Annotated in this window: 14 protein-coding genes, 1 pseudogene and 1 riboswitch; of the genes and pseudogenes, 2 read left to right on the plus strand and 13 right to left on the minus strand. The window is 55.8% G+C overall.

From position 1 onward, the window contains the following. Positions 1-56 precede the first annotated feature (56 nt). The 4 genes from AC2TF6_RS18655 to AC2TF6_RS18670 form a co-directional block, all read right to left on the minus strand. On the minus strand, positions 57-803 hold the full coding sequence (locus AC2TF6_RS18655; RefSeq protein WP_491308006.1) for a pseudouridine synthase: 747 nt from the start codon (positions 801-803) through the stop codon (positions 57-59). A 301-nt stretch (positions 804-1,104) separates the two neighbouring features. Next, entirely contained in the window at positions 1,105-1,641 is a 537-nt protein-coding gene (locus AC2TF6_RS18660) for a spore maturation protein (RefSeq protein ID WP_491308007.1), read from the minus strand. Positions 1,642-1,648: 7 nt separating this feature from the next. After that, entirely contained in the window at positions 1,649-2,248 is a 600-nt protein-coding gene (locus tag AC2TF6_RS18665) for a nucleoside recognition domain-containing protein (protein ID WP_009674409.1), read from the minus strand. 27 nt (positions 2,249-2,275) lie between these two features. After that, entirely contained in the window at positions 2,276-3,451 is a 1,176-nt protein-coding gene (locus AC2TF6_RS18670; protein ID WP_491308008.1) for a D-alanyl-D-alanine carboxypeptidase family protein, read from the minus strand. A 355-nt stretch (positions 3,452-3,806) separates the two neighbouring features. On the opposite strand from AC2TF6_RS18670, the gene AC2TF6_RS18675 reads away from it, so the two are divergent. Beyond that, positions 3,807-5,114 (plus strand): ArsB/NhaD family transporter, encoded by a 1,308-nt coding sequence (locus AC2TF6_RS18675; RefSeq protein ID WP_491308009.1) that lies wholly within the window; start codon positions 3,807-3,809, stop codon positions 5,112-5,114. A gap of 90 nt (positions 5,115-5,204) precedes the next feature. On the opposite strand, the gene ytfJ is transcribed toward AC2TF6_RS18675, so the two are convergent. From ytfJ to ribD, 8 genes and pseudogenes are all read right to left on the minus strand, one after another. Next, positions 5,205-5,681 (minus strand): GerW family sporulation protein, encoded by a 477-nt coding sequence (ytfJ, locus tag AC2TF6_RS18680; RefSeq protein ID WP_491308010.1) that lies wholly within the window; start codon positions 5,679-5,681, stop codon positions 5,205-5,207. Positions 5,682-5,806: 125 nt separating this feature from the next. After that, entirely contained in the window at positions 5,807-6,541 is a 735-nt protein-coding gene (locus AC2TF6_RS18685; protein WP_491308011.1) for a DUF2953 domain-containing protein, read from the minus strand. Between the two features lie 349 nt (positions 6,542-6,890). Then, positions 6,891-7,493 (minus strand): annotated as a pseudogene (gene scpB, locus AC2TF6_RS18690) (SMC-Scp complex subunit ScpB); the annotation flags it as partial. Further along, positions 7,462-8,244, minus strand: a complete 783-nt coding sequence (locus AC2TF6_RS18695) for a segregation and condensation protein A (RefSeq protein ID WP_491308012.1) — start codon at positions 8,242-8,244, stop codon at positions 7,462-7,464. The gene AC2TF6_RS18695 and the pseudogene scpB, both read right to left, overlap by 32 nt. 96 nt (positions 8,245-8,340) lie before the next feature. Further along, positions 8,341-8,811: a 6,7-dimethyl-8-ribityllumazine synthase gene (gene ribH / locus AC2TF6_RS18700; protein WP_009674421.1), complete on the minus strand. Its 471-nt coding sequence runs from the start codon at positions 8,809-8,811 to the stop codon at positions 8,341-8,343. A 66-nt stretch (positions 8,812-8,877) separates the two neighbouring features. Continuing rightward, positions 8,878-10,101: a bifunctional 3,4-dihydroxy-2-butanone-4-phosphate synthase/GTP cyclohydrolase II gene (locus tag AC2TF6_RS18705; protein WP_491308013.1), complete on the minus strand. Its 1,224-nt coding sequence runs from the start codon at positions 10,099-10,101 to the stop codon at positions 8,878-8,880. Between the two features lie 39 nt (positions 10,102-10,140). Continuing rightward, complete coding sequence (gene ribE / locus AC2TF6_RS18710; RefSeq protein ID WP_491308014.1) at positions 10,141-10,809, minus strand: riboflavin synthase; 669 nt, start codon at positions 10,807-10,809, stop codon at positions 10,141-10,143. Beyond that, positions 10,794-11,933: a bifunctional diaminohydroxyphosphoribosylaminopyrimidine deaminase/5-amino-6-(5-phosphoribosylamino)uracil reductase RibD gene (gene ribD, locus AC2TF6_RS18715; protein WP_491308015.1), complete on the minus strand. Its 1,140-nt coding sequence runs from the start codon at positions 11,931-11,933 to the stop codon at positions 10,794-10,796. Before ribD ends, ribE begins: the two co-directional genes overlap by 16 nt. A gap of 492 nt (positions 11,934-12,425) precedes the next feature. Further along, positions 12,426-12,607: riboswitch (FMN riboswitch) on the minus strand. Between the two features lie 306 nt (positions 12,608-12,913). On the opposite strand from ribD, the gene AC2TF6_RS18720 reads away from it, so the two are divergent. Continuing rightward, the gene (locus tag AC2TF6_RS18720) at positions 12,914-13,177 is read left to right on the plus strand and encodes a hypothetical protein (RefSeq protein WP_491308016.1); all 264 of its coding nucleotides are present in this window, start codon (positions 12,914-12,916) and stop codon (positions 13,175-13,177) included. A gap of 48 nt (positions 13,178-13,225) precedes the next feature. On the opposite strand, the gene AC2TF6_RS18725 is transcribed toward AC2TF6_RS18720, so the two are convergent. Beyond that, on the minus strand, positions 13,226-13,657 hold the full coding sequence (locus AC2TF6_RS18725) for a peptidylprolyl isomerase (protein WP_009674443.1): 432 nt from the start codon (positions 13,655-13,657) through the stop codon (positions 13,226-13,228). Positions 13,658-13,805 lie beyond the last annotated feature (148 nt).

Consider the following 13,805-nt stretch of genomic DNA (forward strand, 5'->3'; position numbering starts at 1 on the left):
GCACCCTCAAAAATAAGACATAACTATCCTCATTATAACGAAAAAAAAGGCCAAGCTTAGCGGCCTTTTTGAATTTTATGTGACTGCAAGGCCGCATCGCGCAGGCTGTTAATTTCGTCATTGCGCAGGACTCTGTACTTTGCTCTCGGAAGACCGGCAAGCAATAAGGGTCCGTACTGTACCCGTCTTAATTTGGCTACCGGAAAAGATACGGCATCGAACATTCTTCTCACCTGACGGTTCCGGCCTTCGTAAATCGTAATGGAAATAACGCTCTCATTCTGCTCCGGGCGCACATCGACGTATTCGACCTCGGCGGGAGCGGTCATGCCGTCCTCCAGCTCGATGCCCGCTCTCAATCGGTCGAGAACGGAACCGTGCACGACGCCTTTGACGGTCGCATGGTACGTCTTGGCCACATGATGCCTCGGATGCATCATCAGGTTGGCGAATTCCCCGTCGTTCGTCAGAATCAGCAGACCTTCCGTATCGTAATCAAGACGGCCGACCGGATAGACGCGCTCCTTGATCCCCGGCAGGTAATCGGTTACGACTTTGCGGCCCTTCGGGTCCGCAGCGCTCGTAATAACGCCTTTCGGCTTGTTCAGCATCACGTACACTTTCGTCTGCTGCTTAATGGCCCGTCCGTCTACCATAATCATATCCTCAGCGGGATTCACTTTCACGCCAAGCTGCGTGACGACTTCTTCGTTCACGCTCACACGGCCGGCCAGGATCAGCTCCTCGCTTTTCCTGCGGGAAGCTATGCCCGCCTCGGCCAGCACTTTCTGCAATCTCTCCATCCTCAACGTTCACCTCAAAGCTAATGATAACCATCCTTGCGTGAAATCACAAGTTCTCTCCCGGCGAATCCGCAAATGTTTTTCGGGGGATACGGGGCTGGAGCCTCCCTTCCCGTCTTTCATGGACGGGCGTTGACGGATGAGACGGCAACATCAGGGGCTGTATCGGCGGCGTGAGTTTGGAAGGTTCTTCTGCTAATCGTTCCCTTAAGCGGAGGAAAATAATCATTTTTTGCCAAAATACAGGCCGGGCTGAACGGTTTCCCCGGAAAACGAAGAAGCCGCCCGGTCCGGGCGGTCTTCAGGTAGCGAACACGAGCAGACATATGATGATGGAAGCGATGAAACCCACGACATCGGAAATCAGGCCGACTTTGAGCGCGTAGCCGGCTTTGCGGATGCCGATAGCCCCGAAGTACACCGTGATGACGTACAGCGTCGTATCCGTGCTGCCCTGGACCGTTGAAGCGATCCGGCCGACGAGCGAGTCCGGTCCGAACTGGGCGATCAGATCGGTCGTAAAGGCAAGGGATCCCGCGCCCGTGATGGGGCGCAGGACAGCCAGCGGGAGCACCTCCGGCGGAACGCCGAGAGCCTGGAACAGCGGCTTCAGCCAGCCGAGGGTCAGTTCGAGCGCTCCCGATGCCCGGAACACGCTGATCGCGACCATCATGCCGACGAGATGGGGAATGATTTTGACCGCCGTATCGAAGCCTTCCTTGGCACCGTCCGTGAAAGATTCGTACACGGGCACTTTCCGGTAGGCGGCGTACAGCGGAATGAAGACGATAAGGACCGGGATCGCCCACGCCGAGAGCACGTTAACCCATTCGTACATCAGCGGCTCATCCTTTCACTGCGGGGTTCGCCGGCAGCCTGCGCCTGTACCAGCGGTCGACGATGATCGCGGCGGCCGTGGATACGATCGTGGCCAGCAGAGTCGTCCCGACGATTTCCGACGGATTCATGGAATTGTAATTCATCCGGATGGCGATCAAGGTCGTCGGAATGAGCGTGATGCTGGCCGTATTCAGGGCCAGGAGCGTACACATGGCGGGGCTGGCCGTATCCTTATGGGGATTCAGCTTCTGCAGCTCCTGCATCGCCTTAATTCCCATCGGAGTAGCGGCATTGCCCAGCCCCAGGATGTTCGCGCTCATGTTGGACATGATGTATCCCAGCGCAGGATGATCCTTCGGAATGCTGGGAAACAGGAAGCGGACGACCGGACGAAGCAGGACCGCCAGCTTGGACAGCAGGCCGGCATCCTCGGCGATCCTCATCATACCGAGCCAGAAGACCAGCACGCTGATCAGGCCGAAGCAGACCGTCACGCCGCTTTTGGCGCCGTCGAAGGCCGCCTGCGTTACGGCTTCCACGTTGCCCTGGACTGCGGCAACCGCAAAGCCGGTTACGATGAAAAACAACCAGATCCAATTCACCATCGTGCCTTCCTCCTTTCCTGTACTTGCTTACACGCCGGGTGAAAACATCGCCCGGATGGCTTTGCGCAAGGTTACACTCCATGCGTTCCAGACGCTCATGTCCGCATCGGTAGCCTGAAAGCCGAATGCCGCCTTGTCGGCCGCTTTCAGCCTCGGGCTTGCCGGATCGACCAGCGGCACGGTGCCGATCAGGCGGTCGTCGAGCTTAAGCCGGAGAGTCCCTTTTTCGCCGAGACGCGAGTCCAGCGAGTCTGGCGGGAACGACTCCGGTTCGGCGGTAACGCGGTCTTTTTCCACGGAGAGCAGCGGGTACGAGAAATCCCGCTCCGCCACATAAGGCGTCCCGTCAACCGCCTGGCCCTTTTGCGACAGAGGAACCAGCGGATAATGCTCAAACCCCCACCGCAGCAGTCTGGTATGGTCCGCCCAATCATCGCCGTCGTTAAGCGTCACGACGACAAGCTGCTGACCGTTCCGAGTTGCCGATGACACCAGGCACCGCTTGGCCAGCTTCGTATAGCCGGTTTTAACCCCGTCGGCCCCATCGAAAAGACCCAGCATCTTGTTTTTGTTAAACCAGGTGTATTCCCACGATTCGTTCGGGTTCGGCACTTTGATCATTTTCGTCTGGACAATTTCCTGGAAAGTCGGATTTTTCAGGCTGTAAGCCGCCAGCTTCGCCAAATCGTCGGCGCTGGAATAATGATCGGCACTTTCGTCCAATCCCGACGGGTTCGTGAAGTTCGAGTGATCGAGACCGATCTGCTCGGCTTTCCGGTTCATCATTACGGCAAAACCTTCCACGCTGCCGCCTACATGCTCGGCTATGGCTGTCGCCGCATCGTTGCCGGAACGGAGCATAAGCCCGTAGAGCATATGCTTCAGGCTCATTTCCTGCCCCGCCTTCAGGTACAAGGATGAGCCTTCTTTTCCGGCGGCGCGGGTGCTCACTTTGACAATGTCCGTCAGCTTGCTCTCCTCGATGGCCACGATCGCCGTCATGATTTTAGTCAGGCTCGCTATCCTCATCGGCCTGTCTCCCCGCTTCGAGTAAAGAACTCTGCCCGATTTCACGTCGACGAGGGCCGCGGCCTCCGCATTCGTTCCTATCGCCGGGGGTTCCGCCGCCAAAGCCGCTGTGCCCAACAGGTTCAGCATGCACAAAAACGCCAGCATACCGGATACCCACATCCGCTTGCTCATATGCCCTTCCTCCCATTGCCCCTCGCATCCGGGTCAAGACTTGTCTTCCCAACAGGGAACTTTGTACAAGTATATGCTTGACCCGTCCGCTTATGACCCGCTTGTCTGAGTGCGAGCGGTTCTTTACAAATTCCCGGAACTCCGGTATACTTCTTTAGGATTGTTTAAGAAACGGCCGAGAACACTGAGCAAGTGAATAGGGAGATCACCGGAGGAGCCTGTCATCGCAGGCTCCTTTTTGCGTTTTTTTCCTCCGCATCCGTTCCGCCGGACAAACGCGCAGCAGTCTAAATCCGCCCGAATGTGCGGATGCGGGAACGCTTGAAAACCGCTAACAAGAAGGAGAGATCACCCTATGACTCAAGTCTGGATCGCACTTATCGTTTTTCTGGCGACGTACGCCGTCATTATATCGGAGAAGAAAAACCGCGCCGTCGTCGCCCTGCTCGGGGCCGCCATTATGGTCATCTTCGGTATTGTGGACGTCCACAAGGTGTACACCGAATATATCGAATGGGGAACCATCGCTCTATTGGTGGGCATGATGATTCTTGTCGGCATCACCAACAAGACCGGCGTGTTCCAGTACGTAGCCGTACGCGCGGCAAAAATGGCCAAGGGAGACCCGATGCGCATTCTCATCTTCCTATCCCTTCTGACCGCAACCGGTTCGGCCATGCTCGATAACGTGACGACTGTGCTTCTGGTCGTACCGGTCACTTTGTCGATTACCCGGATGCTGAACATTAACCCGGTGCCTTTTCTTATTTCCGAAATCATCGCTTCCAATATCGGTGGGACCGCTACTCTGATCGGAGATCCGCCCAATATTATGATCGGGTCGGCTAATCCCCATCTCACGTTTAACGCTTTTCTGAGCAATCTCGCGCCGGTGACCGTTCTCGTCCTCATCGCAACGCTGGCGATGCTGCGCGTCATCTATAGAAAGCAGCTTAAAACCAGTCCCGAACACAAAGAAAAACTGATGAAGCTGGACGAAAAAGCCTATATACAAGATCCCGTCCTCATGAAAAAATCGCTGATAATTCTCGGGCTGACCATTATCGGATTCGTGCTTCATTCCGTCATTCATGTGGAAGCGGCTGTCGTAGCCATCACGGGCGCCGTGCTTTTAATGCTTTTCGGATTAAAAGAAAAAGAAGTTGAAGAAGCGTTCGATTCCGTGGAATGGGTCACCATTTTCTTCTTCGCGGGTTTGTTCGCCCTGGTCGGAGCCTTGCAGGAAGTCGGCATCATTAAAAGTCTGGCTCTGCAGGTGCTGAACGTTACGGGAGGAGACGTGAGGCTCGCCGCTCCGCTTATTTTATGGGGATCGGGAATAGCATCCGCCACTATCGACAACATCCCCTTCGTCGCCACCATGATCCCTCTTATTAAAGATATGGCCGTGAACATGCAGCTTCCTGCCGATTCCATGGAGATCAACACGCTTTGGTGGTCTCTGGCCCTGGGAGCATGCCTTGGAGGCAACGGGACTCTGATCGGCGCTTCCGCCAATGTCATTGTAGCGGGCATTGCCGCTAAAGAAGGCAAAGGATTCAGCTATTTGGAGTTTCTTAAAATCGGAGCGCCCATTACCTTCGTTTCGCTGCTTATTTCGCAGCTGTATCTCTATTTCCGCTACATGATTTTTCTGCCCTGACCACGAAAATCCGTACCCCTGCCAAAACGGTAAAAAAGCCCGAAATCGGTTTGATCCGATTCCGGGCTTTTCGCATGGCGGGAGAAGAAGTTACATTTTGATGGTGTCGGCTTCGATATTAATGTTCGAAGTACCCGCACCGCCAAGACCCGAAGCGCTTCCGCCATACTTGATCATGGACTGCACACGGTCCACGATTTGCGGAGCGGAGTCGATCAGACGCTCAATCAGATGAGTCTGATTGTCGAGCGGCACAATCTTGACGCCATGCTTGCCTACGACAAGAAACGCGATCGGGGTAATGGAGACACCGCCGCCGCTTCCGCCGCCGAACGGCATTTCCACGGCCGCTTTCTCAAGCCCGCCCCGGCTCCCCACGTCCGGAAGAGTTTCCGTCGTGAATTCGCTGCCGCCTGCCGCGAAACCGAACCCGACTTTACTGATCGGCATAATGACGCTGCCGTCCGGTGTTTCTACCGGATCGCCGACAATGGTGTTCACATCCACCATTTGCTTGATGTTTTCCATGGCTGTTTTCATCAGCCCTTGAATCGGATGATCGGTCAATGAAGTCTCCTCCTTTGGTTCCTTCAAAGCGGAAGTTCCATGCTTGAAGGAGTGTTAGGTCTGCATCCGATAGGTTGCCCCGGGAATGATCTTCGTATGTAAACCGCCCTAAGCCCGTGCCGGTTTTACGTCGTGGCCGGCTCCGGCCTTTTGGCGCGCGTTCTGTCTCCGGGAATGACTTGACGCAGGAGCCGGAACCAGGCGTGCAATCCTCCGGGCGTTCTGATAATCCTGTAGATCAGTCTGCATCCGGAAAGACCGATTGCCGCCGCTTTAGCCTGAATGACACACACAAACTCGATTTGAAAAGCGGTGCGATTATACTGCGGATTTACAGCCAGTTTCGGAACGGCGGACAGCGGCACATATTTCGTCAGCAGCCCGACAGCCGCCGATTTCAAAGTCCATACGGTTCCGGACAGAATAGCGGTCTGTACCGCGTCGCCAGCCCCGACTCCCGTGCTCCATTTCAGCTCCGTGCAGCGAAAGGCGCTCATGGTACGTTTAAACCAGGCGTTTAGCCCTTGCGTGTGCCGCAGCAGGTCTTTTCCTTCGCGGTAAAAAGTTTGAATATATGCTTTATCGATTCTGCTTTTGTTTTTTTTAGTGGTATCCATCTTATTCTGATCGGCTTGGTTGATTTTCAGTGTCAGTCCGTCAATCAGATTGTTGAACTGAATGGCCGGCACATTAAACCGGTATTTAATCCAGCCGTACAGCGCACGGACTTGAACGTACATTTCGTCATTTTCCCCGACCCGGTTCCAGTAAAACGTAAGTTGAACGGAGCTGAGCATGGCTAAGACGGCCGCCAGGACCAAAACAAGCACAATGGCGATTATTATTCCCCCGATTAACACAGGTACCCTCCTCCCGCAAACCGACCTTCCTAGTATCACCCGCTCCATCCAGATCATTCAAACATTTTGTGAGACCCCGGCCTCGGTCCCAACCAAAAAAAAGCGCCCCGCTTGCATGCCGCAAGCCAAGACGCTTCTCTTTTGCTTATTCTTTGTCGGGTACGTTCGGATCTTTAGCAAGCCCTTCAGGCAGTTCCGGAAGTTCCGGAAATTCCCAATCGTTCGGTTCCGATGACGTAAATTCGTACCGTTCCGGAATAGAGGCGTCATTTTCCAAGAGCAAGTCCTCCCCGTTGTCCACGGACAAACCGGCGTTTTTGGCATCCAGCCCGTCCAGCAGATCCCGTCCCAAATCTTCGAAAGTCAGCTGGTCGGTTTCGTCCCCGTTCAATTTGTCAAAAAGAAGCTTTGTCTCTTCTTCCAGATCGAAATCGCCGACAAAAGCAGGCGACTCCGGCAGATCGTCGATCGAACTCAAGCCGAAGTATTCCAGGAAAGGCTTCGACGTTCCGTATAAAATCGGCCGTCCGATCGCTTCCGCGCGCCCCGTTTCCACAATGAGCTCCTTCGCCATAAGCGTATGAAGGGCCCGTTCGGATTTGACCCCGCGGATTTCCTCGATCTCCACCCGTGTGATCGGCTGTTTGTAAGCGATAATGGACAACGTTTCAAGCGCGGCCTGCGACAAAGAGGAACGGGAAGGAGAATAGGCCAGTCGTTCGAAATAAGGCGCATGCTCCGGAACCGTCGTCATCTGATAGGCACCGGCAACCCTCGTGATCTGGATCCCCCTGCCTCCGCTGCGCAGGTCATCCTGGAGCTCTTCAACCAGCTCGGTGACGATGTGCGCGTCCGTCTCCAGAATATCGGCGAGCTGTTTCTTGTCCAGGCCCTCGTCTCCCGCCACGAAAAGCAGCCCTTCAATAATCGATTTCATCTGTTGAAAGTCCATCCGTCATCTCTCCCTCTTTGGCCTGAATGACGATGTCTTCAAACAGCCGGTGCTGAAAGCATTGAATCTTTTTCATCTTCATCAGTTCCAATAATGCCAAAAACGTGACCACGATTTCCTCGCGGCTGCATTCCTTTTCAAAAAGCTTCGAGAACAGGAGCCGCCCGCCTTTATTGTGCAGAAGCTCCACCAGATCCACGATCCGGTCCTTCACGGATATTTCGTCCCGCCGGATTTTGGTGACCTGGTTGCGGTGCACCATCTTCCGAAGCGTCCGCTGGAAGGCCAGCATCAGGTCATTGACGTCCAGCCCTTTAACGGGATTCTCCTGCACCTGGGGAACGTAGGGCGTCAAGTCCTCGGGCTCGCGCGTAAACACAAGACTCCGCTCCACTTCCTTGTCGCGCAGCAGATCGGCAACCGCTTTGTACTTGCGGTATTCGATCAGCTTCTGCACGAGTTCGGCCCGCGGATCGAAGTCGTCCTCTTCGTAATAATCGAAGTCCAGATCGAGTACGGGAGGTTTCGGCAGCAGCATTTTGCTCTTGATCGCCAGCAGCGTGGCGGCCATGACCAGAAATTCGCTCGTCACTTCCAGTTCCAGCTCGTGCATAGCCTGGACATATTCCATGTACTGCTCCGTAATGTCCTTGATCGGGATATTGTAGATATCGACCTCGGACTTATCGATCAAGTGAAGCAGCAGGTCGAGCGGCCCTTCGAACGCTTCAAGTTTATACAGCATTTTCATGAATCTGCTCTCCCAAAAAAAGATCCCCGTCCTAAGTGGCCGGGGCTCCGAATCGCTTGCTAAGCGCTGTAGGGAGGCGCGAGCTCAAAACCGCGGTCAGCCCTGCAGCTGCTTCGTAAGATTAGCCATTTCTATCGCGGTAACGGCGGCATCCCAGCCTTTGTTGCCCGCTTTCGTGCCGGCCCGTTCAACCGCCTGTTCGATGGAGTCGGTCGTCAGGACTCCGAAAATAACCGGAACACCCGTTTTTAATGAAATGGCGGAAACGCCTTTGGCCACTTCGTTGCAAACATAATCAAAGTGAGGCGTGGAGCCGCGAATAACGGTACCCAGCGTAATGACGGCGTCATATTTGCCGGTTTCCGCCAGTTTCTGTGCAATCAGAGGAATTTCGAATGCGCCCGGTACCCAGGCGACTTCGACTTCGGTATCTTCCACTCCGTGGCGCTTTAGCGCGTCGAGCGCTCCGCCCAGCAGCTTGGACGTAATAAATTCATTAAAACGGCCTACAACGATGCCGTATCTCTGTCCTTGGGAAATCAGATGACCTTCATAATTTTTTACCACAATAACCGACTCCTTCTAGTATACAAATTGATGACGCAGATAAAAAGAGATTTTTAGAAAAAAGCATCAGTTTGGATCAAATTGGAGCAAATGACCGAGTTTTTCCTGCTTGGTATGCAGATATCTGGCATTATCTTCATTATGCGGCATCTGGATCGCGACTCTTTCGACGACCTCCAGTCCATAGCCTTCCAAACCTTTGATCTTGCGAGGATTGTTCGTAAGCAGGCGAATCTGCCGGATTCCGAGATCTTTCAGAATCTGGGCCCCTACTCCGTAGTCGCGCAGATCGGGAGCGAATCCCAGCTTGACGTTCGCTTCGACCGTATCGAGGCCTTCTTCCTGCAGCACGTAGGCCTTAAGCTTGTTGATCAGTCCGATGCCGCGCCCTTCCTGACGCATATAGAGCAGCACGCCCGCTCCTTCATCGTTTATCTGCTGCAGAGCGGCAGCGAGCTGGGGACCGCAGTCGCAGCGGTGGGAGTGGAACACATCTCCCGTCAGACACTCGGAATGCACGCGCACCAGCGTCGGGACCGAACCGTCGATATTCCCTTTGACAAGCGCAACATGCTCCTTCTGATCCAACTGGTTTGTATACGCGATGGCCTGGAACGTGCCGAAATCCGTCGGCAGCTTCGCCTCCACTTCGCGTTTGACCAGGTTTTCCTTTTCACTCCGGTAATGGATGAGGTCTTTGATCGTAATGATCTTCAGCCCGTGAATGCGGGCAACCTCCATCAGATCGGGGACCCGGGCCATCGTTCCGTCTTCTTTGATCACCTCGCAAATAACCGCCGCGGGATACGAGCCGCTCATGCGGGCCAGGTCGACGGCCGCTTCCGTATGACCCGCGCGGCGCAGGACGCCGCCCTTTTTCGCAATCAGGGGAAATACGTGCCCCGGCCTGCGGAAATGAAGCGGCTTCGCTTCCGGATCAATGAGGGCCCGGATCGTCCGGGAGCGCTCGTGGGCCGATATCCCCGTCGTCGTTTCCGCATGATCGACGGACACCGTAAAAGCCGTCCCGTGATAATCCGTATTGCGGGATACCATGGGAGGCAGGTCCAGTTCCTGCGCCCGTTCTTCCGTGATCGGGGTGCAGACGAGTCCGCGGCCTTCCTTGATCATGAAATTGATAACCTCGGGCGTCGTTTTGTCGGCCAGGGCAATGAAATCGCCTTCGTTCTCGCGGTCCTCGTCGTCCACGACGATAATGACCTTCCCTGCGGTCAGGTCGCTGACCGCTTCTTCGATCGAATGAAACGAATAGGTTTCTCTCTCTGTCATTTTGTTCCCTCCTTCAAAAAAATACCGTTCGGCTTACCGTCAGAAAAATCCGTTCTCCGCCAAAAACTTCTCGGTCAGCCCGCCCTGTCCGGCGCGGGAATGTGTCTTCCCGCTCGGACCCGTGCGGAGCAGTTTTTCAATATATTTCCCAAGCACGTCGCATTCGATGTTCACGCTGTCCCCGGGCTGTTTGTCCTGCAGAATCGTCTGGGCCAGGGTATGCGGAATGATTGAAACGGCAAACGTGCTGTCGGTCACGTCTATAAGCGTAAGCGAGATACCGTCGATCGTGATGGAACCGCCCGCGATCATGTAGCGGAGGACAGCATCGTCGTCCGGCTCCAGCCGGTAGACGACCGCATTCTCCTCCGGCGTTCTCGCCCGGATCCGGGCGGTGCCGTCCACGTGGCCCTGTACGAGATGGCCGCCGAAACGTCCGTTCGCCGGCATCGCCCGTTCCAGGTTGACGCGTGCTCCCGTCTGAAGCGAGGCCAGGTTCGTTTTGCGGTATGTCTCCGGCATGACATCGACGGAAAAGGTCTCCTTGTCATAAGCGACGACGGTCAGACAGACGCCGTTGACGGCTATACTGTCGCCGAGCTTTACATCTTCCAGCACCAGGCGTGCGCCGAGGGTCAGGACCATCGCCTGGCCCTGCTTGTGTATGCGGCGCATAACGCCGATTTCTTCGATTAATCCGGTAAACATGATGAACCCTCCTTCTCGGCGTACTGCGGGTAACCCGTGAGACAGACGTCTTCGCCGACGGTCTCGACGGTCATCCGCGCCAGCCGGATCGCCTCGCTCATGCGGCCGAATCCGGCGAACGACGCGTTGTCCGGCGCCTCCGGCCCGCCGCCGATCCATTTCGGGGCGAAAAACAGCACCGCCTTGTCCACCAGGCCGTTCTCCAGCATCGCCCCGCAGAGCCGTCCTCCGCCTTCCAGGAGGACGGAGGGCACCTCCCGCTCGCCCAGCAGCCGCATCGCGAGCGGGAGATCGACGTGCGGGCCGCTGCCGCACGCCAGCACTTCGGCGCCGAGGGCTTCAAGCTCTTCGCGCTTGGCGGGATCGGCGCCGGCGGTTGTCAGGATGAGCGTCGGCCGCTCATCCTGCTGCCGCAGCACCCGCGCGGACAGCGGCGTCCGGAGCTGCGAATCGACGACGATTCGCAGCGGATGGAGCGCCGGCACGGACAGCCGGGTGGTCAGCTCGGGATCATCGGCAAGCACGGTGCCGATGCCGACCATGATCGCGGCGTGGCGGTGCCGCATCGCGTGGACGAGCTCGCGGGCGGGCGCGCCGGTGATCCACTTGCTGTCGCCGGTTTTGGCGGCGATCTTGCCGTCAAGCGTACTCGCGGATTTCATCGTGACGAAGGGCAGGCGCGTCACGATGAATTTGTTGAACGCCTCGTTCAAGGCGTTCGCCTCGTCCGCGAGCAGACCGGCCTCCACATCGATGCCCCGGCTCCGCAGTCTCGCGATCCCCGATCCCGCCACGAGCGGGTTCGGGTCTACGGTCGCGACGACGACCCGGCGGATGCCGCTCTCGATGAGCCGGTCGCTGCACGGCGGCGTCTTGCCGTAATGGCTGCACGGCTCCAGCGTGACGTAAGCCGTGGCGCCTTCAGCTTCGCGGCCGGCCATCTTCAGCGCGTGCACTTCCGCGTGGCCCTCTCCCCGCTTCAGATGGGCGCCCATGCCGACGATGCGGCCGTCTTTGACGACGACGCAGCCGACGACGGGATTGATGCCCGTCTGTCCGAGCGCCGCCTGGGCCATTTGCAGCGCCAGGCGCATGTAACTTTCGTCCTGTAAAGGTTGAAACATGAGCGGTCTCCTTTCCGGGAAGGGAATTGGCTCTTCCCTCTTTTCTGCCTCAGCAGCGTTCCGGCTTGGTTCGTTCTGTGTGTAGTCTCTCCCGCATCGGCCAAAATGTTGAACCTGAAAAAGCCCCTGTCCGTTTCGGACAAGGGCGGTTTATGGAATAGCAAGAACGCGCGTGAAGCCAGTCTGCGGGTACGGGAAAGTACCTCCGATCCCCTTAATAAGGGAACGGATACGGGATTCTCCGGCAGGTATGCCAAAGAAACGTGCTGCTACCACACATTTCGGATCTTGCTTGCAGAAAGGACGTTATCGGAAATAACGGCAGTGGAAAGATAGCACAAGCTAAGGCCTCGATGGCCCGCCGTCCGGTCTCGCCGCTGCGTATGAACTTTAGAGCACAAATAAGCCGGCCAACCCAGGCCGCGTATGTACCTAAAAAAGCCCTTTCTGCGCGAATGCAGGTAAAGCTGCGTATGCAGACTGAATCGTTTCGTTCTCCTTCTCCCATCCAGACTTTAACTGTCGGTCTCGGACTCTCACCAAGTCAGCCGGGTTGTCCTGCGTTCGAACGCTTAAAAACAGACAAGCCGGGTCACGGACTGAGCTGCAGACCGGATAACCGGTACTGCGGCAACACCGCCGGTAGGGACTTTCACCCCGCCCCGAAGGATTGATTCAATCTTATTCGATTGTTGACTGAATAGTACCATTGTCATTTCCAAATTGCAAGTGTCAAGTTGACTAGTCCGGTCGGAAAACGGTATAAGCAGGGCCGAATCGGGGAAAGGCTGGATAAGTCTGTCCTATGGATGTCATGCGAAAAAAAGCGGAACGGGTCTCACATCAAGGAAGGATGCTTATGTCCCGTACCTAAATGGAGATTGCGGCGGAAGGACAGAAGGGTATTCCACCATCCGGATATTTAAGCAAGTGCCCGGAAAACCCGGACGATCATCTTATACGAAAGGGAAGCCGAATAAATGAAAAGGAACACAGACTTTACCCGAAAGGGCCTGAAGGCGGCCAAAAACACGGCGGCTGTCGGCTTTGCAAACCTATATCATGGCCATTCTGACGCGATCCCCGTTATTGTGCGCGGCCGTGTACTCCATGAGGGATTGGCAGCCTGCGGATGGGATAAAGCGCGGCTCTGGGACGAACTCGGTAAAGCCGGCGTGGATTCTCTGCTGGATGTTGCGTACGCGGAAATACGCCGCGATGCCCTGAACCTGAAAAGCCCCTGATCAGCCGCTTTCTTACAGCGGTTGTCCAGGGGCTTTTGGGTTCATTCCTTACACTTCGACGATTTCAACTTTCTCCATCGTGTCGCGGCCTTTGAACGCGTCCACATATTCCATGCCTTTGGTTACTTTGCCGAAAACCGTGTGCTGGCCGTCAAGATGAGGCTGCGGCTGGTAGCAGATGTAGAACTGGCTGCCGCCCGTGTTGCGTCCGGCGTGAGCCATTGCAAGCGTTCCGCGCTCGTGTTTGTTCGGGTTGATTTCGCAGTCGATCGTGTATCCGGGACCGCCGGTGCCGGTGCCTTGAGGGCAGCCGCCTTGGGCTACGAAGCCCGGAATAACGCGGTGGAAATTGAGTCCGTTGTAGAAACCGGAATTAGCCAGTTTCTCGAAGTTTGCCACTGTGTTCGGGGCATCCTTTTCAAAGAGGTCGATCAGCACTTCGCCGCCGCCTGCCATTGTGATTTTCGCTTGTTTTGCCATGTGGGACACTCTCCTTTTATGTATCGGTTCCTGCTTAGATTGCGGGGTACATGATTGTGAAAGCAATCTCTTTCATTGTACTCCATATTGGATGGATGTACAAATAAGCGTCACTTTTACGAGTCAGGTTCGTCCGTCTGTTAACGGG

It is taken from the genome of Paenibacillus sp. JNUCC 35 (assembly GCF_058269095.1).

What these genes read in the sequence shown, in the direction of transcription:
- AC2TF6_RS18655 (WP_491308006.1), bottom strand. Translation starts at nt 803, where the DNA reads ATGGAGAGATTGCAGAAAGTGCTGGCCGAGGCGGGCATAGCTTCCCGC.
- AC2TF6_RS18660 (WP_491308007.1), bottom strand. Translation starts at nt 1,641, where the DNA reads ATGTACGAATGGGTTAACGTGCTCTCGGCGTGGGCGATCCCGGTCCTT.
- AC2TF6_RS18665 (WP_009674409.1), bottom strand. Translation starts at nt 2,248, where the DNA reads ATGGTGAATTGGATCTGGTTGTTTTTCATCGTAACCGGCTTTGCGGTT.
- AC2TF6_RS18670 (WP_491308008.1), bottom strand. Translation starts at nt 3,451, where the DNA reads ATGAGCAAGCGGATGTGGGTATCCGGTATGCTGGCGTTTTTGTGCATG.
- AC2TF6_RS18675 (WP_491308009.1), top strand. Translation starts at nt 3,807, where the DNA reads ATGACTCAAGTCTGGATCGCACTTATCGTTTTTCTGGCGACGTACGCC.
- AC2TF6_RS18695 (WP_491308012.1), bottom strand. Translation starts at nt 8,244, where the DNA reads ATGAAAATGCTGTATAAACTTGAAGCGTTCGAAGGGCCGCTCGACCTG.
- AC2TF6_RS18705 (WP_491308013.1), bottom strand. Translation starts at nt 10,101, where the DNA reads ATGACAGAGAGAGAAACCTATTCGTTTCATTCGATCGAAGAAGCGGTC.
- ribE (WP_491308014.1), bottom strand. Translation starts at nt 10,809, where the DNA reads ATGTTTACCGGATTAATCGAAGAAATCGGCGTTATGCGCCGCATACAC.
- ribD (WP_491308015.1), bottom strand. Translation starts at nt 11,933, where the DNA reads ATGTTTCAACCTTTACAGGACGAAAGTTACATGCGCCTGGCGCTGCAA.
- AC2TF6_RS18720 (WP_491308016.1), top strand. Translation starts at nt 12,914, where the DNA reads ATGAAAAGGAACACAGACTTTACCCGAAAGGGCCTGAAGGCGGCCAAA.
- AC2TF6_RS18725 (WP_009674443.1), bottom strand. Translation starts at nt 13,657, where the DNA reads ATGGCAAAACAAGCGAAAATCACAATGGCAGGCGGCGGCGAAGTGCTG.